The organism is Herminiimonas sp. CN (genome assembly GCF_000622895.1).
Lineage (GTDB): Bacteria > Pseudomonadota > Gammaproteobacteria > Burkholderiales > Burkholderiaceae_D > AVCC01.
Genome location: NZ_AVCC01000006.1, coordinates 34,291 through 55,142 on the forward strand (window position 1 = coordinate 34,291; position 20,852 = coordinate 55,142).

The 20,852-nt window shown below is 59.2% G+C and carries 21 protein-coding genes; 8 read left to right on the top strand and 13 right to left on the bottom strand.

The genetic code is table 11. The features are described 5' to 3' along the window. Positions 1-205: 205 nt before the first annotated feature. The 5 genes from HMCN_RS0102745 to HMCN_RS0102765 form a co-directional block, all read right to left on the bottom strand. On the bottom strand, positions 206-781 hold the full coding sequence (locus HMCN_RS0102745) for a DUF3365 domain-containing protein (protein ID WP_025915937.1): 576 nt from the start codon (positions 779-781) through the stop codon (positions 206-208). A 74-nt stretch (positions 782-855) separates the two neighbouring features. Continuing rightward, positions 856-1,236: a rhodanese-like domain-containing protein gene (locus HMCN_RS0102750; RefSeq protein WP_025915938.1), complete on the bottom strand. Its 381-nt coding sequence runs from the start codon at positions 1,234-1,236 to the stop codon at positions 856-858. Between the two features lie 182 nt (positions 1,237-1,418). Continuing rightward, positions 1,419-1,889, bottom strand: coding sequence for a PaaI family thioesterase (locus HMCN_RS0102755; protein ID WP_025915939.1), 471 nt, complete (start codon positions 1,887-1,889; stop codon positions 1,419-1,421). Positions 1,890-2,143: 254 nt separating this feature from the next. After that, positions 2,144-3,052 (bottom strand): AEC family transporter, encoded by a 909-nt coding sequence (locus tag HMCN_RS0102760; RefSeq protein WP_025915940.1) that lies wholly within the window; start codon positions 3,050-3,052, stop codon positions 2,144-2,146. 44 nt (positions 3,053-3,096) lie between these two features. Next, positions 3,097-5,082 (bottom strand): monovalent cation:proton antiporter family protein, encoded by a 1,986-nt coding sequence (locus HMCN_RS0102765; protein ID WP_025915941.1) that lies wholly within the window; start codon positions 5,080-5,082, stop codon positions 3,097-3,099. Positions 5,083-5,166: 84 nt separating this feature from the next. On the opposite strand from HMCN_RS0102765, the gene HMCN_RS0102770 reads away from it, so the two are divergent. The 8 genes from HMCN_RS0102770 to HMCN_RS0102805 all read left to right on the top strand — a co-directional run bounded on the left by HMCN_RS0102770 (position 5,167) and on the right by HMCN_RS0102805 (position 11,909). Then, entirely contained in the window at positions 5,167-6,192 is a 1,026-nt protein-coding gene (locus HMCN_RS0102770; protein WP_025915942.1) for an SIS domain-containing protein, read from the top strand. Then, positions 6,192-6,734 carry an HAD family hydrolase gene (locus HMCN_RS0102775; protein ID WP_025915943.1) on the top strand — a complete coding sequence of 181 codons (543 nt, stop codon included), beginning with the start codon at positions 6,192-6,194 and terminating at the stop codon, positions 6,732-6,734. Before HMCN_RS0102770 ends, HMCN_RS0102775 begins: the two co-directional genes overlap by 1 nt. Beyond that, positions 6,731-7,327, top strand: coding sequence for an LPS export ABC transporter periplasmic protein LptC (gene lptC, locus HMCN_RS0102780; protein ID WP_025915944.1), 597 nt, complete (start codon positions 6,731-6,733; stop codon positions 7,325-7,327). Before HMCN_RS0102775 ends, lptC begins: the two co-directional genes overlap by 4 nt. Before the next feature lie 50 nt (positions 7,328-7,377). Beyond that, a complete protein-coding gene (lptA, locus tag HMCN_RS0102785; protein ID WP_025915945.1) occupies positions 7,378-7,926 on the top strand; it encodes a lipopolysaccharide transport periplasmic protein LptA in 549 nt (182 codons plus the stop codon). A 1-nt stretch (position 7,927) separates the two neighbouring features. After that, positions 7,928-8,674: an LPS export ABC transporter ATP-binding protein gene (lptB, locus tag HMCN_RS0102790; protein WP_025915946.1), complete on the top strand. Its 747-nt coding sequence runs from the start codon at positions 7,928-7,930 to the stop codon at positions 8,672-8,674. 34 nt (positions 8,675-8,708) lie between these two features. Next, on the top strand, positions 8,709-10,175 hold the full coding sequence (locus HMCN_RS0102795) for an RNA polymerase factor sigma-54 (protein ID WP_025915947.1): 1,467 nt from the start codon (positions 8,709-8,711) through the stop codon (positions 10,173-10,175). A 105-nt stretch (positions 10,176-10,280) separates the two neighbouring features. Next, positions 10,281-10,646 (top strand): ribosome hibernation-promoting factor, HPF/YfiA family, encoded by a 366-nt coding sequence (hpf, locus tag HMCN_RS0102800; protein ID WP_025915948.1) that lies wholly within the window; start codon positions 10,281-10,283, stop codon positions 10,644-10,646. Between the two features lie 171 nt (positions 10,647-10,817). After that, positions 10,818-11,909 carry an enoyl-CoA hydratase/isomerase family protein gene (locus tag HMCN_RS0102805; protein WP_025915949.1) on the top strand — a complete coding sequence of 364 codons (1,092 nt, stop codon included), beginning with the start codon at positions 10,818-10,820 and terminating at the stop codon, positions 11,907-11,909. 102 nt (positions 11,910-12,011) lie between these two features. On the opposite strand, the gene HMCN_RS0102810 is transcribed toward HMCN_RS0102805, so the two are convergent. The 8 genes from HMCN_RS0102810 to HMCN_RS0102845 are packed head-to-tail and all read right to left on the bottom strand — an operon-like array spanning position 12,012 to position 20,811. Continuing rightward, a complete protein-coding gene (locus tag HMCN_RS0102810) occupies positions 12,012-13,154 on the bottom strand; it encodes a deoxyguanosinetriphosphate triphosphohydrolase (RefSeq protein ID WP_025915950.1) in 1,143 nt (380 codons plus the stop codon). A 9-nt stretch (positions 13,155-13,163) separates the two neighbouring features. After that, positions 13,164-14,831, bottom strand: coding sequence for a bifunctional shikimate kinase/3-dehydroquinate synthase AroKB (gene aroKB, locus HMCN_RS0102815; RefSeq protein WP_081801383.1), 1,668 nt, complete (start codon positions 14,829-14,831; stop codon positions 13,164-13,166). A gap of 56 nt (positions 14,832-14,887) precedes the next feature. Then, complete coding sequence (locus HMCN_RS17185) at positions 14,888-15,694, bottom strand: hypothetical protein (RefSeq protein ID WP_035625515.1); 807 nt, start codon at positions 15,692-15,694, stop codon at positions 14,888-14,890. A gap of 32 nt (positions 15,695-15,726) precedes the next feature. Next, positions 15,727-17,913, bottom strand: a complete 2,187-nt coding sequence (gene pilQ, locus HMCN_RS0102825; protein WP_025915953.1) for a type IV pilus secretin PilQ — start codon at positions 17,911-17,913, stop codon at positions 15,727-15,729. Continuing rightward, entirely contained in the window at positions 17,913-18,452 is a 540-nt protein-coding gene (locus tag HMCN_RS0102830) for a pilus assembly protein PilP (RefSeq protein ID WP_025915954.1), read from the bottom strand. Before HMCN_RS0102830 ends, pilQ begins: the two co-directional genes overlap by 1 nt. Further along, positions 18,449-19,105 (bottom strand): type 4a pilus biogenesis protein PilO, encoded by a 657-nt coding sequence (locus tag HMCN_RS0102835; protein ID WP_025915955.1) that lies wholly within the window; start codon positions 19,103-19,105, stop codon positions 18,449-18,451. Before HMCN_RS0102835 ends, HMCN_RS0102830 begins: the two co-directional genes overlap by 4 nt. Before the next feature lie 21 nt (positions 19,106-19,126). Beyond that, on the bottom strand, positions 19,127-19,732 hold the full coding sequence (locus HMCN_RS0102840) for a PilN domain-containing protein (protein ID WP_025915956.1): 606 nt from the start codon (positions 19,730-19,732) through the stop codon (positions 19,127-19,129). Next, on the bottom strand, positions 19,729-20,811 hold the full coding sequence (locus tag HMCN_RS0102845; RefSeq protein WP_025915957.1) for a pilus assembly protein PilM: 1,083 nt from the start codon (positions 20,809-20,811) through the stop codon (positions 19,729-19,731). Before HMCN_RS0102845 ends, HMCN_RS0102840 begins: the two co-directional genes overlap by 4 nt. Positions 20,812-20,852: the final 41 nt, after the last annotated feature.

Sequence of the window (20,852 nt, forward strand, 5' to 3'; positions counted from 1 at the left end):
TCATTACGAATAATGCACTGTTTTTTGCCATACTCCATTAAATGGCAGCACTTGCAGAAATTAACTCGCAGAGCTATGCAATGCAAGCCGGCCAGCCCGGCATCCCCGCCAAATGGGTGGATGCAGCCGCCTGGCTGGCACGCAGCACACTGGGCAGCAACGATGCACTGCCAGTTTGGCCTGGCTGCCTTGCATGACATCGTATTTAGTTAATCTCCCGTTTGATGCTCACGCCGCCGCGCAACTGTCCCGGCAGATAGCCGGTTGCCTTGTCGTACGGGTACTCTTCGCCAAGACGTGCCCGCACGCCTTCCGAGATTTGATCCGCCTTGCCGTGGCAAGCCACGCAACCCTGCTGCATCACGATCGGTTTCATGTAGCGGAAATATTTGCCGCCGGGCTCATTGACGATCTCGGCGGTTTCCAGCGTTTCCGGTTTTCCGCCTTTGGCCACACGCGCTTCGTATTGCATCAGGGTCTTTTGCTCCCATGCATCGGCTGTGCCGAGTAGCGGGTTGCGCACTTTGAGACTGACGCGCGTCAGCTTCCAGCCGTTTTGGCGCGAGATATCACCCGCCATCGCGGGCGCAATATCCTTGCACACCTTGATCGCGGATTCCGGGCCGCCTTCCGCGATGGCTTTCATGTTTGCCGCCATCAGCGCCTTCATGAAAGGCATGACGGCAGCACGGCTTTCTTCTTTGTACTTATCCAGATCGTCCGCCACTGCGGAAAGTGCGGTCAGTGCAAGAAATGCGGAAAGAATGATGTGTTTTTGCATGGTATTTTCTCGATAAAACGATAATGCTCCGACGGCATCCTGGTTCGTCCTTGTTCGCGTACTTATCCGCATATTTATTCGAAATCCGGCAAACCGGGTTTCACGACCGGTTTGCCGGCGCCGGCCCAGGCATCAAACCCGCCCGCGATCGACTTCACCTGCAGATAACCCATGTCATGCAGCACGCAGGCTGCAAGCGCCGCGCGTCCGCTGGTTTTGCAATACAGCACGATTTGCAGGTCGCGCGCACTCAGTTCCGGGCTGTTGCTGAGCTTGAATTCCAGCATCCCGCGCGAGATATGGATGGCGCCGGGGATGTGGCCGACGGCGTATTCGTCCGCTTCGCGCACGTCCAGCACAACGGCTGCATCGCGGATTGCGGATTCGGCTTCATCGAGCGAAATTTCCTGGATGCGGGCCTTGGCGGCGGTAACGAGATCATGCGCAGTTTTCATGGGAATCCTTGTATTCATGTTGGTTTATTGCAAACCTTGAATCTACACCGGCCGCTTTGATGCGGCTACGGGCTTATCGGTTCATCTTGCGTCTGTTTTCATGGCGGAAAACTACCCGCGACAGGCTGGAATCCGGTTCGCGTTTCGGGCTTGACGCGAGCCAGATCAGCTCTGAATGTCGCTTAACTGTTACTCGCTCCAAAATTCTCCGGCATCTGGACCGCCACCACTTCACCGCGTGCGGTGGCGACGCCACCGGCCAGCACCGTGGTTTCCACGATCACCTTGCGGCCCTTGATTTCCTTGACGCGGCCGCGAATTTCAAGCGCGCCGGCAAGTGGCGTCGGCTTGAGGAAATCCACATGCAGCGACCCGGTGACGAAACGAAAAGGCGGCAGCGTGTCCATATCCCGGCCTTCAGCACGATACATGGCTGCGGCGGCAGTGCCGGTGCTGTGGCAGTCGATCAGCGAAGCGATCAGGCCGCCGTAGGTAAAGCCCGGTACGGCCGTGTGGCAAGGCTCGGGCGTGAAACGCGTGACGCTCTCCTCGCCATCCCAATGGGTCTTGATCTGGTGTCCATCGGCATTGAGCCGGCCGCAGCCGTAGCAATGCGCGAGATTTTCGGGGTAATAGTCTTGAAAGGCTTTCATCGGTTCTCCTGGGGGGGATAAAACAATACTGCGGGGGAGTTCGGCATCAATCGCCAGCGCCAGCGCCAGCAATGCAAGGATACATTCACGCGGCGCCGCACCGACGGGCGCAGCCGGCTCAAAGCCCACTGCCGGGATGATTGCATTTGCATAGTGGTATTTTTAATACTACCAAAAAAACATGCGTAGAAAGCATGGTTTTTCCCCATACCATGCGCAGTAATATTGCGGCATCAGACTACACGCGGTCCCGCTCAATGCAAGCCCAGCCACAAGCCGAGCGGCACGAAGGCCAGCGCGGCCAGATTCCCCAGCAGCACGATCGAAGCCACCTTGTCCGGCTCCTGCCGGTATTTTTCCGCCATCATGAAGCAGAACACGGCCGGCGGCAGCGCGGCGAACAAATACATTTGGCCGCGCTGCGCCGGCTCCATGGTCAGGATCTGATCCAGCCCGAGGGCGATGGTCAGGCCGGCCAGCGGGCAGACGACGGCGCCGACCAGGCCGATGTGCCAGCTCTTGAAGGTGATATCGAGCATGCGCACGCCGAGCGCGAACAGCATCAGCGGGATGCAGGCCTCGCCCAGCATCTTCAGGCCCTGGAACAGCGGCGCCGGGATCGGGATGTGCGCCGCCGAGAAGATCACGCCGACGATCATCGACAGCATCATCGGGCCTTTCAGGAAGGCCCAGTGCGATTCGCCGCTTTTGGCGCGGCCGGATTCGAGGATCTTGACGCCGACCGTGAAGTAAATCAGATTGCAGGCCATGAACAGCGCCACCGCAGCCGACAGGCCGGCCGCGCCGAACGCCAGCACCGCCAGCGGCAGCCCCATGTTGCCGCAGTTGTTGTACATCATCGGCGGCACGAAACTGCGCGGGTCGTAGCCGAACAGGCGCGCCACCGGCCACGCCAGCAGGCCGGAGCCGAGCGAGATCAGCACGCCGGCCAGGATCAGGGTGGCGTTGTGCACCAGGTCGAACTCCTTGGCCGCCAGCGCGGTGAATACCAGCAGCGGGCACAGCACGTCCATGCTGACCCGGTTCACCGCTGTCATGTCGGACTTGACCGCCGGGCCGCGCAAGCGGCCGTACACGCAGCCGATCCCGATGCTGAAAAAGACCGGCAGGATGATGCCCAGAATGCGTTCGAAGATTTCCATCTGATTTTCCGGCCCGGGTTTGACGGCCCACGCGCATCCAAGACTTATTTCAACAAGCGCGCTTCTGCCAGCGCCAGCGACCTGATGGCGCCGCGCAGCACGACGATATCGCCCGTTTCCAGCTTCAAGTCGGCGGACAGCTCCAAATTTTGCAGGCCGCGCCGCACCGCCATGATGTCGACTCCGATGCCGTCGAGTTCCAGCCCTGCTAGCGCCCTGCCTATCGCCCGCGCTTTGCCGCTCAACGTCACCGAGCGCAAACGCATCTGCAACTGATCGGCATCGCCGGCATCGTCCGCCAGGCCGTGGAAATAGCTGCGGAACGATGCATAGCGCTCGCCGCGCGCGGCCTGAATCCGGTGCACCACGCGGCGCAGCGGCACGCCCAACAGGATCAGCGCATGCGAAGCCAGCATCAGGCTGCCTTCGATCGCTTCCGGCACCACTTCGGTGGCGCCGGCGGTACGCAATTTATCCAGATCGGCATCGTCGTAACTGCGCACAATGACCGGCAGATTCGGCGCCAACTCATGCACCAGGTGCAGCAGACGCAACGCCGACGGCGTGCTGGCATAGGTGACCACCAGCGCCGCCGCGCGATGGATGCCGGCCGCCACCAGGCTTTCACGCCGCGCCGCATCGCCATACGAGACACGCGAGCCCGAGGCCTGCGCATCGCGCACCAGCTCCGGATCGAGATCGAGCGCGTGATAGGTTAGCCCCTCCTCCGCCAGCAGCTTGGCCAGGCTTTGTCCGCTGCGTCCGAAACCGGCGATGATCACGTGCTTCTGGTTCGACATCGTGCGCGAGGCGATCTGGGTCAGCGCCAGCGACTGCACCATCCATTCGTTGGCCGACAACTTCAGCACGATGGCGTCGGATTTGGCCAGGATCAGCGGCGTTATCAGCATCGACAACACCATCGCAGCCAGAATCAGCTGAATCAGGAACGGATCGAGCAACTGCAGCGCACCGGCCTGATTCAGCAGCACGAAACCGAATTCGCCGGCCTGCGCCAGCCCCAGTCCGGTGCGCACCGCGATCCCGGCCGAGGCGCCGAACAGCTTGGCCAGGCCGGCAATCAGCACGAACTTGAACAGCACCGGCACCAGCAGCAACAGCAACACCAGCCACCAGTTCTGCCACACCAGCGCCACATTCAGCAGCATGCCGATGGTGATGAAAAATAAGCCGAGCAGGACGTCGCGAAACGGCTTGATGTCTTCTTCCACCTGATGCTTGTACTCGGTCTCCGAAATCAGCATCCCGGCCACGAACGATCCCAACGCCAGCGACAGCCCGGCCATCTCGGTAATCCAGGCCGCGCCCAGCACGATCAACAGCAGGTTGAGCATGAACAGTTCTTGCGAGCGGCGCTTGACCACTACCTGGAACCACCAGCGCATCAATTTCTGGCCGAGGAACAGCAGCAGCACCAGCACGATCACCGCCTTGAAGCCGGCCCAGGCCAGGGTTTCGAACAAGCTCCCCTTGTCGCCGGCCAGCGCCGGCACCAGGATCAGCAGCGGCACCAGCGCCAAGTCCTGAAACAGCAGGATCGAGATGATACGCCGGCCGTGTTCGCTTTCCAGTTCCATGCGCTCTGTCAGCATCTTCGACACGATTGCGGTCGACGACATCGCCAGCGCGCCGCCCAGTGCGAACGAGGCCTGCCAGCTGATCGCGACCAACTGCGGCAGCAGTTCGGCCACCATCCAGGCGAAGGCCATGGCGGCCGCGATCGTCAGCAACACCTGCGCCATGCCGAGCCCGAACACGGTTTTGCGCATCGCCACCAGTTTCGGCAGCGAAAATTCCAACCCGATTGAAAACATCAGGAAAACCACGCCAAATTCTGCCAACTGATGCGTATTTTTGCTATTTTCGACCAAACCGAGCGCATGCGGCCCAATCAGCATGCCGACCACCAAATACCCGAGCATCGGCGGCATTTGCAGCATGCGGAAGGCGACCACGCCCAGCACGGCGGCGCTTAACAAAACGAGGGTAATTTCCAGACCTGAGAACATGATTTTTATTAGGTAGATGCGCGGCGAACAGTTTTGTTGCGACTGGCAGGTTTTTTGCTTTGCTAATTGGATTATACTTCCAGTATGACTCAATCCACTGCAAAAGACTTGCCGGCAACGTTCGGCCCCGGGCAGGCGCAACGCGCGCTCGGCCTCGCGCGCGACACGCTGCAAATCGAGGCTGACGCGATATTGGCGCTGAAGGATCGGCTAAACGCGGATAGCGGCCCGTTCGCGCGGGCGGTCGCCATCTTGTTTGCCTGCCACGGTCGGGTAGTGGTATCCGGCATGGGGAAATCCGGCCACATCGGCCGCAAGATTGCCTCGACCCTGGCCTCGACCGGCACCCCGGCCCTGTTCGTCCACCCGGCCGAAGCCGCGCACGGCGATCTCGGCATGGTCACCGCGCAGGATGTCTTCATTTCGATCTCGAACTCGGGCGAAGCGGCCGAACTGGTGGCGATCGTGCCGATCATCAAGCGCATGGGCGCCAAGCACATCGCCATGACCGGCAACGACGCCTCCAGCCTGGCGCAGCTGTCCGATGCACACCTGAACGCCGGGGTCGACCGCGAAGCCTGTCCGCTGAACCTGGCGCCGACCGCCAGCACCACCGCCACTCTGGCGCTGGGCGATGCGCTGGCGGTGGCGCTGCTGGATGCGCGCGGCTTCCAGGCCGAGGACTTTGCCCGCTCGCACCCCGGCGGTGCGCTTGGCCGCCGGCTGCTGACCCGTGTGCGCGACATCATGCGCAGCGGCGACGCGATTCCGGCCGTAACGGCCGACGCCTCGCTAAACGCCGCCCTGCTGGAGGTGTCCCGCAAAGGCATCGCCATGACTGCGGTGGTGGACGACCGGTTTCACGCCATCGGGGTGTTTACCGACGGCGACTTGCGGCGCCTGATCGAACACGTGCAGGATTTCAGCAAACTGACGATCGCCGACGTGATGCACGCCAACCCGCGCACCATCGGCCCCGACCGGCTGGCGGTGGAAGCGGTTGAAATCATGGAACAGCACCGCATCAACCAGTTGCTGGTGGCGGACGCCGACGGTGTACTGATCGGTGCGCTGCACATCCACGACCTGACGCGCGCCAAGGTAATCTGATGACAGATAACGACCGCATCGAACTGGCCCGGCAGCGCGCAGCCCAGGTCAGGCTGATGATCTTCGACGTCGACGGCATCCTGACCGACGGCAGCCTGCACTTCGGCCCGGATGGCGAAGTCATCAAGAGCTTCAACGTGCTCGACGGCCACGGCATCAAGCTGTTGCAGCAATCGGGCGTGGCCACCGCCATCATCAGCGCGCGCCAGTCGGCCATCGTGACGCGCCGCGCCACCGATCTGGGCATCATGCATGTGCAGCAGGGGATACACGACAAGCGGCGCGCCTTCGAACAACTGTTGGAGCAGACCGGGATTCCGATCCAGGCGTGCGGCTTCATCGGCGACGACGTGATCGACCTGCCGATCCTGACCCGGGTCGGTTTTGCCGCCAGCGTGCCGAACGGCCATCCCGAGGTCAGGCAGCGCGTCCATTACGTGACGCAGGCCGGCGGCGGACGCGGCGCGGCGCGCGAGGTATGCGACTTCATCCTGCGCGCGCAAGGAAATTACGCGGCGGCACTGGCGCCGTACCTGGCATGAAAAACGCCGGCTCGACCTACCGCCTGCGCCTGATCGTGATCATTGCGCTGGGCGTGGCCATGACGCTGGGCAGTTTCTGGGTACTGGAAGTGATGCGCAAAAACAGTATCGACAACGCAGCGGGGATGGTTCGCAGCGAGCCCGACTTCTATGTGAATGAGTTCAAATTCATCCAGCTTGCCAAAAATGGCCAGTTGCACTACAAGATGTCCGGTGCCAGACTCACCCACGAGCCGCTGCATGACTCTTACCGGATCGCACAACCGGTCATCAGCAACCTGGGACTGGCACGCGCGCCGATGACGATGCGAGCCGAAAGCGCGATGATAGAAGACGATAACAGCAAAGTGCATCTGTACAAGAATGTGCGCATCGATCGCCCTGCGGCCGGTTCAAGTCAGGCCCTACACCTCGAAACCGAATACCTGCTGCTATTGCCCGACGTGGATGTGATGCAGTCCGACCGGCCGGTAAAATTGGTCCTGGGCCAGTCCACGCTGTCCGGCAATAGCATGTTTGCCAACAACGCCACCCGGGAACTGCGTGTCGAAGGCAATGTGCGCGGCAGCTTCACAGCAGCTCCGGTACATTGATGCATGCGTCGAACCTGCGGCAACCCATCCTCCTTGATAGGAATAGCGTTATGAAACGGTGTTTTCTGATGTCCCTGACGCTGGCCGGAATGATTTTTTCTGCCGGCGCACTGGCCGAGAAAGCCGATGCGGACAAGCCGACCAACATTGAAGCCAACCGGATGTCTTACGACGACCTCAAACAGATCAATACTTTCATCGGCAACGTCGTCCTGACGCGCGGCACGCTGCTGATGAAAGCCGGCAAGGTGGTCGTCACGACCGATCCGGCCGGCTACCAGTTCGCCACCCTGTACGGCGCACCGGGCGCATTGGCGACCTTCCGCCAGAAGCGCGACGGCGGCCCCGATCTGTGGGTGGAGGGGCAAGCCGAGCGGATCGAATACGATGCCAAGACCGAAATTGCCAAATTGTTTACACGCGCAAAATTGAAGCGTCTCGATGGCAGCAAGACGGTTGACGAAGTCGAAGGCGAATTCATTTCCTACGATAGCGGCAGCGAATTCTTCAACGTCACTAACAGCGCCGGCGGCGCCAGCACGCCGGGCAGCGGGCGCATCAAGGTGACCATCCAGCCGCGCACTGCAAAGGGCCAATAAGATGAACCACTCCAGTACCCTGCGCGTGCGCGGCCTGCAAAAGAGTTACAGCAAGCGGCTGGTGGTGCGCGATATCTCGCTGGACGTAAACAGCGGCGAAGTGGTCGGCCTGCTGGGCCCCAACGGCGCCGGCAAGACCACGTCGTTCTACATGATCGTAGGCCTGGTGCCGTCGGATGCCGGCGCCATCGACCTCGACGGCGTCGACATCTCGCGCCTGCCGATCCACCGTCGCGCGGTGCTCGGCCTGTCCTACCTGCCGCAGGAAGCCTCGGTGTTTCGCAAGCTGACGGTCGAAGACAATATCCGTGCAGTGCTGGAACTGCAACAGGAAAACGGCAAGGCGCTCTCGAAAGCCGCCATTGAAGAACGCCTGAACAGCCTGCTGGCCGACCTGCAAATTGAAAAGCTGCGCGAAAACCAGGCGCTGTCGCTGTCCGGCGGCGAGCGCCGGAGGGTCGAGATCGCTCGCGCGCTGGGTACCAACCCGCGCTTCATCCTGCTCGACGAACCGTTTGCCGGGGTCGATCCGATTGCCGTGATCGAGATTCAGCGCATCGTGCGCTTTCTCAAGGAACGCGGCATCGGCGTGCTGATCACCGACCACAATGTGCGCGAAACCCTCGGCATCTGCGACCGCGCCTACATCATCAACCAGGGCGCCGTACTGGCCAGCGGCCAGCCCGACGACATCATCGAAGATCCCTCGGTACGACGCGTGTACCTGGGCGAACATTTCCGCATGTAAAGACAGACTACCTCATGCGACAAGGCTTTTCGGTATGAAGCAATCACTCCAGCTGCGCACCTCGCAGCATCTTGCGCTGACGCCGCAGTTGCAGCAATCGATTCGCCTGTTGCAGCTGTCGACGCTGGAGCTGCATCAGGAGCTGGAACAGATTCTGTCCGACAATCCGCTGCTGGAACGGCTGGACGATCCGCTCGACCATTCGGTGCGTCTGCTGGCCGACGGCGCGCTCAGCAGCAGCCATACCGCCGCCGAAACCGCCCCGGCCAGTACGCCCGACAGCACTGCGGCCGAAACGGATGCCGGATTCGATGCGCCCGATACGCCGCCCGCGGCCGAATCGGACTGGGGTTTTGACGATGTGGCGCGCACCAACAAGGCACCGGAGGACGATGACGGCCGCGCCCAGCTCGGCGCGCACGAATGCACGCTACGCGAGCATTTGCTGGAGCAGGCCCATGTGAGCCTGCATCTGCAGCGCGATCGCGCATTGCTGGAATTACTGATTGATGCACTCGACGACAACGGCTACCTGGAAGAGTCTCTCGAAACGATCCATGCCCGCCTGCCACCCGAACTCGATATCGAACCGGAAGACCTGTCGTTCGCGCTGGCCCTGCTGCAAAGCTTCGATCCGGCCGGCGTTGGCGCGCGCACCCCGTCGGAATGCCTTGCGCTGCAAATCCGCCGCCTGCCGAAAGCGCCGTTCGTGACGCGACGCCTGGCGCTTGCCATTGTCGAACAGCACCTGCCCCTGTTTGCCCAGCGCGACTTCAGCAAACTCCGGAAACTGCTCGACTGCGACGATGAGGATTTGCGCGAAGCACAGGTGCTGATCAGGCAATGCAATCCGCACCCGGGCGCAGCGTTCGGCGGCGACAGTTCCGACTATGTGGTGCCCGACGTCATTGTGCGGCCCTGGAAAAACGACTGGCAGGTGAGCTTGAACCAGGATGTCATGCCGCGCCTGCGGGTCAATGCGCTGTATGCCAATATACTCAAGCAAGGCAAGGGCGATGGTTCGATGGCGTCGCAACTGCAGGAAGCGAAATGGCTGGTCAAGAACATGCGCCAGCGCTTCGATACGATTTTGCGCGTTGCGCAAGCGATTGTCGATCGGCAACGGAACTTTTTCGCCCACGGCGCAGTTGCCATGCGGCCTCTTGTTTTGCGTGAAATTGCTGATACACTAGACCTGCACGAGAGCACAATCTCGCGTGTCACCACCCAAAAATACATGCTCACACCGCATGGCATGTTTGAGTTGAAATACTTCTTCGGCAGTCATGTCGCCACCGAAACCGGAGGGGAAGCTTCCTCCACGGCAATCCGCGCACTCATCAAGCAACTGATAGGAGCTGAAAACCAGAAAATCCCACTTTCCGATAGCAAAATCGCCGACATGCTGGGCGAGCAAGGCATGGTCATCGCGCGCCGCACCGTCGCAAAGTACCGCGAGGCGCTGAAGATCCCGCCTGTCAACCTGCGAAAGTCTCTGTAGTCCGGTCGTTTGTAGTTTTTGCAATGCAGTTACGTTGTTGTGTCCTGACTCTGGCCGACAGTTCGGGCCGGTGGCGCGCAGCGACAACTTCCATAGGAGTGCTTTATGAACCTCACCATCAGTGGACATCACCTCGAAGTAACCCCTGCCATTCGTGACTACGTAGCATCCAAAATCGAGCGCATCACGCGCCACTTCGATCATGTCATTGATATAGCGGTCATCCTGGCCGTGGATAAGCTCCCCGAAAAAGAAAAACGGCAACGCGCCGAAATCACCCTGAATGTCAGCGGAAAGGCCCTGCATGCCGAAAGCGCGGACCAAAACCTGTACGCGGCCATCGACATGCTGATCGACAAGCTCGACCGCCAGGTCATCAAGCACAAAAGCAAGGTACAAGACCATCAGCACGATGCCATCAAGCACCTGAACGGCGAACCCGAGTTGCCGGAAGCACCCGCGATTTCCTGAATGGAGATACGCATAGTCGAACAATTCGACTCGCAACGATCAAGGGCGCACACTTTGCGCCCTTTTTTGCGCCCTTTTTTGCACCTGATACACTTGTCGGGCAGCAGGCAAGAAACCTGCTATCGTTACCGCACTGCAATTCCACTCACACTTCCGGCACGCATCCGCACCATGACTGAACACGTTCAAATTTCGACTGAAAACCAGATCGGCTGCATCACGCTGGATCGTCCCAAGGCGCTCAATTCCTTATCGCTGGAGATGATCCGCGCCATCACCGCAGCGCTGCTGGCGTGGCGCGCGGATGCCGGCATCCGCGCGGTGCTGATCCGCAGCAGCAGCGAAAAGGCTTTCTGCGCAGGCGGCGATATCCGTTTTTTCTATGATGTCGGCACCGCAACGCCGCGCGGCGGCAGTGCGTTGCTGGAGGATTTTTTTACTGAAGAATATGCGCTGAACCACCTGATCCACGCCTATCCGAAGCCGTATATCGCGCTGATGGATGGGGTGGTGATGGGCGGCGGCATGGGCGTGGCGCAGGCCGGCCCTGGTTCCCGGCTGCGCATCGTGACCGAACGCACCAAAATGGCGATGCCGGAAGTCAATATCGGTTTGTTTCCGGACGTCGGCGGCGGCTATTTCCTGTCGCATTGCGCAGGGCAGCTCGGCACCTATCTGGGAGTCAGCGGCGAAATCATCGCGGCGGCAGACGCCTTGCATGCCGGCCTGGCCGATGTCTTCGTGCCATCGGCGCAATTGCCGGCGCTAACAGCATTGCTGCGCTCCGGCCACGAACTTGATGTGCGAGCAGTCGTGCGCGACTTTGCGGCCTGCTTGAGTAGCCCGATCGCACCTGAAGCGAGCATGCTGGCGACCCATCGGGCCGCGATCGATCGCCATTTTGCTGCGGATTCGGTGCCGGCCATCGTTGCCTCGCTGGCACAGGACGACTCGCCGTTCGCCCGGAAAACCCTGGCCGTCATGCAAAAACGCTCGCCGCTGATGATGTGCGTGACGCTGGAGCAGATCCGGCGCAGCGCTGCGCTGGACGTGGCCGACTGCCTGCGCATGGAGCGCAGCATGGTGCGGCATTGCTTCGAACACGGCGAAGTCATCGAAGGCGTGCGGGCGCTGGTGGTGGACAAGGATAACGCGCCGCAGTGGAACCCGGCCACGCTGGCGGAAGTGACGCCGGAACTGGTCAATGGCTTCTTCGCACCGGCCTGGCCGCCGCACGCGCACCCGCTACGGACCTTGGCATGAATTCATAATATAGGGAGTATGAAAAAAAACAGCGCCATTGCCGCATAATTTATATGCGGAAAATTAAAAATACATGCTGGTGTATTTTTAGCTGCCAGGTGATCAGATTTCTTCCACTACGAACAAGCGCCGATGCTCGCGCATCGCGTAACGGTCGGTCATGCCGGCGATGTAGTCGGCGATTTTGCGCGCCTGCGCCTGCAAGTCATGCTGTCCGGCGGGCAGGCGGTAGTCGGGCGGCAACAGGATCGGCTCTGCCATGAAAGCATCGAACAAGGCGGTGATGATGCGGCGCGCCTTGGTCGTCATCCGGTTGACTAGATAGTGGCGGTACAGATTTTCGTGCAGGAAGCGCTTCAGCAGCGCGGCATCCTGCCGCATCGGGTCCGAAAACGCGATCAGCTTGCCGGCATTGCGCACGTCGTCGATCGATGCCGGCTGTACTTCGGCGATGCGGGCCTCGGAAGTCTGGATCAAATCGACGATCAGTGCATTAATCATGCGGCGCACCGTTTCATGGATCGCGCGCCGCCCGCTGATGCCAGGAAAAACCGCTTCGACTTCGCGCCGGTGGCGCGCGAACAGATCGACCTCGGCCAATTGCTCGACCGTCAGCAAACCGGAGCGCAAGCCGTCATCGATGTCGTGATTGTTGTAGGCGATTGCATCGGCCAGATTGGCCAGCTGCGCTTCCAGCGATGGCTGCTTGCGCTCGATGAAGCGCCGGCCGATGGTTCCGAGACTGGCTGCATTTTCCAGAGAGCAATGCTTGAGGATGCCCTCGCGGGTTTCGAAAGTCAGGTTCAGGCCATCGAAAGCGCCGTAGCGCTCTTCCAGCGCGTCAACCAGGCGCAGGCTTTGCAGGTTGTGTTCGAAGCCGCCGTAATCCTTCATGCAGGCGTTCAGCGCATCCTGTCCGGCGTGGCCGAACGGCGTGTGGCCCAGATCGTGCGCCAGCGAGATCGCTTCGATCAGATCTTCGTTCAGGCGCAGATTGCGCGCCACCGAACGGGCGATTTGCGCCACTTCCAGGCTATGCGTCAAACGGGTGCGAAACAGGTCGCCCTCGTGATTGACGAAGACTTGCGTCTTGTATTCCAGCCGGCGAAAGGCGGCGCAGTGGATGATGCGGTCGCGGTCGCGCTGGAACTCGGTGCGCGAGGATGATGGCGGCTCGGCAAAACGCCGCCCTTGCGAGGTAGCCGACAAGGCGGCGTAAGGTGCAAGGTGGGCGTCGAGGTTCATAAATCGCGCTTAATGGATTGCGGCTTGCAGTGTCGCTTGCAGAACGTCCGGCGGCACGCTCATGATCACAGGTTTGCCCAACGGCTTGAGCAGGATGAACTTGATTCGGCCGCCTTCATTCTTCTTGTCGACTTCCATCAGCTCCAGCCAGCGCGCCTGGCCCAGATCGGGCGCCACCGTCGGCAAGCCTGCCGCTTGCACCAGATTGACGACCCGGACCTTGCTCACATAATCGATGAATCCAAGCCGATACGACAGATCGGCCGCCATTGCCATGCCGCAGCCGACCGCCTCGCCATGCAGCCATTTGCCGTAGCCGAGGCCGGATTCGATCGCATGACCGAAGGTATGACCGAAGTTGAGTATGGCGCGCAAACCGCCTTCGCGCTCATCCTGGCGCACCACATCGGCCTTGATTGCGCAGGAACGGCGGATTGCCTCGGCAATCACGGCAGTATCGCGCGCCACCAGTTGGGCGATGTTAGCCTCGATCCAGTCAAAAAACGGCGCATCGATGATGGCTGCCACCTTGATGATCTCGGCCAAGCCGGCAGCCAGTTCGCGCGCTGGCAGGGTGGCCAGCGTGGTGGTGTCGGTGATGACCGCCTGCGGCTGGTAAAACGCGCCGATCATGTTCTTGCCCAGCGGATGATTGATGCCGGTCTTGCCGCCGACCGAAGAATCGACTTGCGACAGCAAGGTGGTCGGGACCTGGATGAACGGAATGCCGCGCATGTAACTGGCGGCCGCAAACCCGGTCAGATCGCCGATGACGCCGCCGCCGAGCGCAATCAGGGTGGTCTTGCGGTCGCATTTTGCGCCCAGCAAGGCATCGAAAATCTGCATCAGGCTGGCCCAGTCCTTGTGTTCCTCGCCATCGGGCAGGATGATGCTCATGACCTGCTTGCCGGCAGCCTGCAACGCCTGCGTGAACGGCTCCAGATACAGGGGCGCCACCGTGGTATTGGTCACCACCGCCACCCGCTGGCCCTGAATATGGTGGCTGATCAAATCGGCGTCGGTCAGCAATGACTGGCCAATGATGATCGGATAGCTGCGGCTACCCAGATCGACTTTCAATTGCACGGGGAAATATTGCGAAGTATTCATCTGTTGCTGTGTGTACGGGCGTGCGCCTGATGTGCAAGTATGCGCGTCAGGCGCTGTCAAACCCAGTTGGTTCAGGATCGAATGCACCATGAATTGTACATTCGGCCGCCCGGTATCGATTACGACGTGGGCAATTTCACGATACAGCGGATCGCGCTGGCGACTGAGTTCTTCCAGCCGTTTGCGCGGATCGGCAGTCTGCAGCAAAGGCCGATTCTTGTCATGCCCGGTGCGCTGCAAAATGTTCTGTACGCTGGTGCGTAAATACACTACCGTGCCGCGTTCATGCAGATAAGCCCTGCTTTGCGCATCGAGAATCGCTCCGCCGCCGGTGGCCAGCACAATGCCCCGCTCTGCGGTCAGGTCGCGAATCACTTCCGCTTCGCGCCGGCGAAAACTCTCCTCCCCTTCGATTTCAAAAATCCATGGAATTGACGCACCGGTGCGCGCCTCGATCTCATGGTCGGAATCGACGAAACGCTTGTTCAGCTTCTTGGCCAGCGCGCGCCCAACGGTGGTTTTGCCGGCACCCATCAGGCCGACGAGGAAAATATTATTGGAAGTCATTGGTGAATTGTGCATCAAAAACCCGGGAAATCCCCGGTTTTTGTGAAGAATTTCTGCTACTTGGCAGTGTACCGCACCCTGTATCCGATTGAGTAAGGAGCTGAACCATCTCCAGGCAATACATTGAACATCACATCACCAACCACCGGCGTCACACCTTTGTCATCACAAAGCGCCAAAGCTGGCCTTGCTTGTATCCACCACACATGACCCAAGCTTTGCAATACACCGAGATCCTTCACTCCGCCTTCAGCTTGGGTGATCGATTGAATATTAACTTGTGCATTGTCCTGCAGTACCCCATTGCGATTTTTCACGTTGATAATGAAAGTTTGATAATCGGTGCAGCTTTTGAGCGTTCCCATATCGACAACAAATTGGTCATCCGCCGCCGTAATAGTGCGATCGACTGCATTGTTGACACCGAGGCTAATCGTCCTGCTGTAATCGTAGCCGGTCAATTTGGTAGTTGCAGTAATCTGCACCACCCCGGCAACATCGACCGATGCGGCAGAAACGGTGACTTGCGCTTCCCCGTCAGCATTTGTAATGACGGTTGACGGTGTAAAGCTCACTGCCGATGGGTTACTGGAAGAAATGGCGATTTCCCGACCGACCAAATTGTCGCAGGCATTGCCTCCAGTGCCGCAACTACCCGACAACTTGATCGTCATCCTTGTATTCACGCCGCCAAAAACAACCGTTGAACTATTGGTGGCAAGGCTGATGTCGTAGCGTGCCAAAGGCCCCGTTCCAGGGCTGCCGCCGCCACCGCCGCAAGCAGCAAGCATGATTGCCGCACATAATTCTGCAGCAATATTTCGGAATGCATGTTCCGAATTACCTTTCAGGCCAAATCTCATTGTTATTCCCTGGCTATTTTTAAAATTTTCAATCAACGTGCTGTCAGGCGATCCGTCACGATTTTCGGCGTGATGAAAATCAACAACTCCGTCTTTTCGCTGGAACGACTCTTGTTCTTGAACAAATTGCCGACGATCGGAATATCGCCCAGCAGCGGCACCTGTGTCACATCGTCGCGATCCTCCTGGGTATAGATGCCGCCGAGCACCACGGTGCCGCCATTTTCGACCAGGACATTCGTTTTTACATGCTTGGTGTTGATCGCGAAGTTGCCGCCGACAGGAGCGCCGCGGCTGTTTTTGGTGACGTCGACATCGAGAATGATGTTGCCATCCGGCGTGATCTGCGGCGTTACTTCCAGTTTCAGGTTGGCTTTTTTAAACGAAACCGAGGTCGCGCCGCTGCTGGTCGCCTCCTGATACGGAATTTCCTCGCCCTGCTCGATCAGCGCAGCCTGCTGATCGGCTGTCACAACGCGCGGACTGGAAATGATCTTGCCCTTGCCGTCAGCCTCCAATGCCGAAATTTCCAGATTCAAAAAACGGTTGGCGGCAGCCGAAAACAGGCTGAGCGCGAGGCTCCCGGGATCAAGGCCATTAATTTTACCGGCCGGCAAATTAATGGATTGCGAATTAGGAATATAGCTACCATCAGTCACCTTGGCTTGGCCGGTCTGCTCACCCACTCCAAGATAATTCCCAGTAAAAGCCAGGCGATTATTACCGCCAACCGAATAACCGGAGTCGCCGCCACGCATCGTGCGCAGATCCGCGAAACCAAGCTTGACGCCGAGATTCTTGCTGAAACCGTCGGTGGCCTCGACCATGCGCGCTTCAATCAGCACTTGGCGGGTTGCAATGTCGATCTTCTGGATCAATTTGCGAATATCGTCGAGCTTGGATGCAATATCGGTGACGAACAATTGATTGGTGCGCGGGTCGATGACGGCGCTGCCGCGTTTCGACAGAATCCGATTTTTGCTGTCGGCGGCGCCATCCAGCCCGAAAACCAGCTTGAATGCGTCTGCCTTCTGGTAATTCAACTGGAAGGATTCCGAGCGCAATGGTTCCAGTTCGGTGATTTGCGCCTTTTGCTCCAGTTCCAGTTTTTCCTTGGTCAGCAATTCATCCTTGGGCGCGATCCAGAGCACGCTGCCGTTCTTGCGCATGTCCAGGCCCTTGGCTTGCATCACGATATCGAGTGCCTGGTCCCACGGCACATCCTTCAGCCTGAGGGTGAGATTGCCGTTGACGCTGTCGCTGGTGATGATGTTAAGGCCGGTAAAGTCGGCTATCACTTGCAGCACCGACCGCACCTCGACGTTCTGGAAGTTAAGCGACAGCTTTTCACCGCGGTAGCCTTGCGTTCCTTGCGTGAGCTTGTTCGGGTCTTCCTTGATCGGCCTGACTTCGATCACCAGTTGCGATTCGCTCTGGTAGGCGCTGTGCTCCCACAGCCCCTTGGGCTCGATCGTCATGCGCACATTGCTGCCCTGCGGCAGCGTCGTGATGGTTTGCACCGGAGAGCCGAAATCGGCTACGTCCATCCGGCGCCGCAGCACTTCCGGCAAACTGGCTTTCAGAAAATCGACCACGATCGTCTGCCCCTGCTGGCGCACATCGACGCCAATCTGGCTGTTCGGCAAATCGACGATGATGCGCCCTTCTCCGCCTGCACCGCGGCGAAAATCAATGTCTTTGATTTCTTGCTTGCCGGCCACCGCCGGTGCCGCGACCGGCAGGCCGGATGCGCCTACCGGGGTTGCAATACCGCCGGAACCGTCAATCGTCACGATCACCATATTGCCTTCGATTACGGTAGCGTAATTCAAGGGCCGCTTCAGATTGAATACCAGACGCGAACGCTGCGCTGCCTGCACCAGGTTGACATTGGTGACATCGCCCAGATTGATGTCCTGCGCCGACTTGCCGGTGGCATTGCTCACACCCGGGAAATCGAGCGCAATGCGGGCCGGACTGGTGATCGCAAAGCCGAGCGGCGCTTTGCTGACCGGTTTTTTAAGCGTCACCTTGACGATCACGTTCGCGCCTTGCTGATTGGCTACGATCGCCTCGATCGTATTATTGGCTGGCTCCTGCGCCAGCGCGAAACTGCCCACCAGAGACAGGCAGAGTGCCATCGATCCCCATGCTGCCCGCTTGACCGTTGCGAGTACCGTCAGGCCCAAGCTTTTATCGTGTTTTTTTAGCGCATTCATTATTTGTTCCCTTGCAACTCTAGCTTGGCTTGGCGCTCGGTCCACTCGCCGGACGCATCTTGTACGAGTTCCTTGAGCTCCACTTCGGTTTCGCTCACTTTGGTCACCACGCCGAAATTCTGCCCGACATAATTGCCGACCTTGATCTGGAACACCGCTTTATCAACCTGCAATAGCGCATAACTGAGGCCGGGTTTTTGCAAAGTTCCAACCATTTTCACCGTATCCAGCGGGTAGTCTTCCAACACCTCCCGGCGCCGGTCGAGATTCGGCTTGAGCGCGCCGCTGGATTTGGCCTGCATTTTCGCCAGCGCCACGGAAAGCTTGATTGGATTGTAAGGATCGACCGCATCGGCGCCGCCGTAGACAAACGGAGTGAATTTCTTGGGTTCGTCAATTTTCAAAGTGACGATTTTAGTTTCGCGCTTGACATCGCTCATCCATTGCGCGACTTCCTGTTGATCGTTGCCGCCGCACCCGCCCAGATTGGCCAGCAGCAGTGCTGGCGGCAGGCACTTGAGCCATCGGGAACGCATCATTTTTTGCCACCCTTCTTGTCGGCAGCCAGCTTGCGCTGGGCCGCAACCTCTTCCGGATCCAGGTAACGAAACGTCTTGGCGATCGCTTCCAGGCTCAATGCGCCATCCTTGCCGGCAACCAGGTTCATGTTGTTGAGCGTGACAATGCGCGGCAAATTGGCGATGTCGCTGGTGAACGCACCGACAGCGTGATAACTGCCGGCGACCTTGATATTGATCGGCAGTTCGGCATAGTAGTCCTTGACTGCCACCTGTCCCGGCTTGAATAGTTCGAATTGCAGGCCGCGCCCAATACCGGCCTGGTTGATATCGGACAGCAGCGCATCCATCTCAGCCTTGTTCGGCAATTGCTTTTCCAGAGTGGCCACATAATGGCCCACCTGCTCTTTTTGTTTGCGCAAACCGTCCAGATTCATCGCCTGCGCGATCTTGCTGCGGTATTCCTCCCGGAGCTTTTGCTCCTGCTGCACTCCGGCATCCAGCGCTGCAATCTGGTCGCTCCAGTAAAAATACCAACCCAGCACCAGTACTGCAAACAGGACCCCGAACGCGCACAGCAGGCGCGGCGCAAGCGGCCACTGGCCTGGCTGCCGCCCGTCCAAGCCGCGGAACTGTACGGCGAGTGAATCGATCACCCGTTTCAAATCTGCCATGACACGCCTCTCGCTGTATTGTCAGGGTTTGGTAGGTGAGACGCTGGCAACTGCTGCCTGCTCTTTGTCGCGCGGGCGCTTGATGCCGACGTTGACAGTGAAGTCAAAAACTTTTTTGGCGTCTTTGCCCTGCCCGAGGCTGGTGGAGCGGATTTCAATCAACTCGGGCAAATTGAGCCACGAAGAGTTGTTGCTGAGATTGCGCAAAAATTCCGAAACCCGCTCATTCGATTGCGCATAGCCATTCATGACCACACGCTGGCCATCCTGCTTGAACGCATGCAAATAGACGCCTTCGGGAGTTTGCCTGACCAGTTCATCCATCAGGTAGACCGGCTGGTTGCGGTCTCCCTGCAAGTCCTCTACTGCTTGCTGCCGCGCCTTCAACGCCTCGATCTCCTGTTTCAGCATCGAGATTTCCTTGATCTGCGTATCGAGCTTGGCATTTTCGGTCTTGATGAAGTTATTCCGCTGTTCCTGGGCGGAGATTTTATTGCCAATGCCAAAGCCCACCAGGATCACCACCAGCGCCGCTACAGTGCCGGCCAAACCCAGCATTGCGTAAAATTCGCTCTGGCGTTTTTTGCGTTCTTCTTCACGGTGCGGCAGCAGGTTGATCTTGATCATGAATCGAACCTCCGCAGCGCCAGGCCGCAAGCGACCAGATAGGCGGGCGCGTCGATGCGCAATTGCTTTTCACGGACCCCCTCGCCCAGTTTCATGCCGCCAAAAGGGTTGACGACCGCGCTTGCAATTTTGGTCCTGCTGGCGACGATGTCGACCAGATCGGGGATGATCGCGCAGCCTCCGGCCAGGAACAACCGGTCGATGCGGGCGTGTGGCGTCGAAGTGAAAAAGAACTGTATCGCCCGGGTGATCTCCTGCGCAGCGCTCTCCAGAAAGGGTGTCAGTAATTCAGCCCCATAGTTGTCGGGCAAATTGCCGGCCTTTTTCTTGATCTCCGCCTCTTCAAAGGTCAAGCCATAGGTTCGCACGATATCCTGGGTCAGCTGATTGCCGCCGAACGGCTGCTCGCGCTCATAAATCACCTGGCCATCCAGCATCACCGAGATATGCGTGAGTTGGGTCCCGATCCGGAACAAGGCGATGATTTGCCCCTTGCCGGCCTTGGGCAGCGCAGCATTGATGCGCTCCAGCGCGGCGCGGGCCGCATACGATTCGATGTCCATGACGACCGGTTTCAAGCCAGCCGACTCGGCAACCGCGACCCGGTCCTCCACCTTATCCTTACGCGAAGCGGCTAGCAAGACATCGACATCATCGGGCGAACTGCCGGATGGTCCGATCACGTCGAAATCGAGGCTGACTTCGTCCAGTGCAAACGGAATATACTGGCTGGCTTCCGACTCGACCTGCACCTCCAGTTCCAGTTCCGACATTCCTGCCGGCAAGACGATCTTCTTGGTGATGACCGAGGCCGTCGGCATTCCCAGCGCAACATTTTTTGCGCGGGTGCCGCTTTTTTTCCAGATGCGGCGCACCGCTTCGGCAACCTGCTCGATATTTTCAATGTTGCCGTCCACGACGGCGCCGCGCGGCAAGACTTCGAACGCGTAGCGCTCCAATCGCAATTCGTTCTTGCCCCCGTCCGACAACTCAACCAGCTTCACCCCTGAAGTACTGATGTCCAGGCCTATCAAAGGCGGATTCCTGGTACCGAATAACGATCTGATTGCAATAGCCAAAAACAGCCCCCTTAAAGGTGACGCACCGTGTGAACGCAACA

Coding starts and splice junctions, on each gene's coding strand:
- HMCN_RS0102745 (WP_025915937.1), bottom strand. CDS start 781: ATGCAAAAACACATCATTCTTTCCGCATTTCTTGCACTGACCGCACTT.
- HMCN_RS0102755 (WP_025915939.1), bottom strand. CDS start 1,889: ATGAAAGCCTTTCAAGACTATTACCCCGAAAATCTCGCGCATTGCTAC.
- HMCN_RS0102750 (WP_025915938.1), bottom strand. CDS start 1,236: ATGAAAACTGCGCATGATCTCGTTACCGCCGCCAAGGCCCGCATCCAG.
- HMCN_RS17185 (WP_035625515.1), bottom strand. CDS start 15,694: ATGAGATTTGGCCTGAAAGGTAATTCGGAACATGCATTCCGAAATATT.
- lptC (WP_025915944.1), top strand. CDS start 6,731: ATGAAAAACGCCGGCTCGACCTACCGCCTGCGCCTGATCGTGATCATT.
- HMCN_RS0102795 (WP_025915947.1), top strand. CDS start 8,709: ATGAAGCAATCACTCCAGCTGCGCACCTCGCAGCATCTTGCGCTGACG.
- HMCN_RS0102835 (WP_025915955.1), bottom strand. CDS start 19,105: ATGGCAGATTTGAAACGGGTGATCGATTCACTCGCCGTACAGTTCCGC.
- HMCN_RS0102775 (WP_025915943.1), top strand. CDS start 6,192: ATGACAGATAACGACCGCATCGAACTGGCCCGGCAGCGCGCAGCCCAG.
- HMCN_RS0102830 (WP_025915954.1), bottom strand. CDS start 18,452: ATGATGCGTTCCCGATGGCTCAAGTGCCTGCCGCCAGCACTGCTGCTG.
- HMCN_RS0102810 (WP_025915950.1), bottom strand. CDS start 13,154: ATGAACCTCGACGCCCACCTTGCACCTTACGCCGCCTTGTCGGCTACC.
- HMCN_RS0102765 (WP_025915941.1), bottom strand. CDS start 5,082: ATGTTCTCAGGTCTGGAAATTACCCTCGTTTTGTTAAGCGCCGCCGTG.
- HMCN_RS0102840 (WP_025915956.1), bottom strand. CDS start 19,732: ATGATCAAGATCAACCTGCTGCCGCACCGTGAAGAAGAACGCAAAAAA.
- pilQ (WP_025915953.1), bottom strand. CDS start 17,913: ATGAATGCGCTAAAAAAACACGATAAAAGCTTGGGCCTGACGGTACTC.
- lptB (WP_025915946.1), top strand. CDS start 7,928: ATGAACCACTCCAGTACCCTGCGCGTGCGCGGCCTGCAAAAGAGTTAC.
- aroKB (WP_081801383.1), bottom strand. CDS start 14,831: ATGACTTCCAATAATATTTTCCTCGTCGGCCTGATGGGTGCCGGCAAA.
- hpf (WP_025915948.1), top strand. CDS start 10,281: ATGAACCTCACCATCAGTGGACATCACCTCGAAGTAACCCCTGCCATT.
- HMCN_RS0102805 (WP_025915949.1), top strand. CDS start 10,818: ATGACTGAACACGTTCAAATTTCGACTGAAAACCAGATCGGCTGCATC.
- lptA (WP_025915945.1), top strand. CDS start 7,378: ATGAAACGGTGTTTTCTGATGTCCCTGACGCTGGCCGGAATGATTTTT.
- HMCN_RS0102760 (WP_025915940.1), bottom strand. CDS start 3,052: ATGGAAATCTTCGAACGCATTCTGGGCATCATCCTGCCGGTCTTTTTC.
- HMCN_RS0102770 (WP_025915942.1), top strand. CDS start 5,167: ATGACTCAATCCACTGCAAAAGACTTGCCGGCAACGTTCGGCCCCGGG.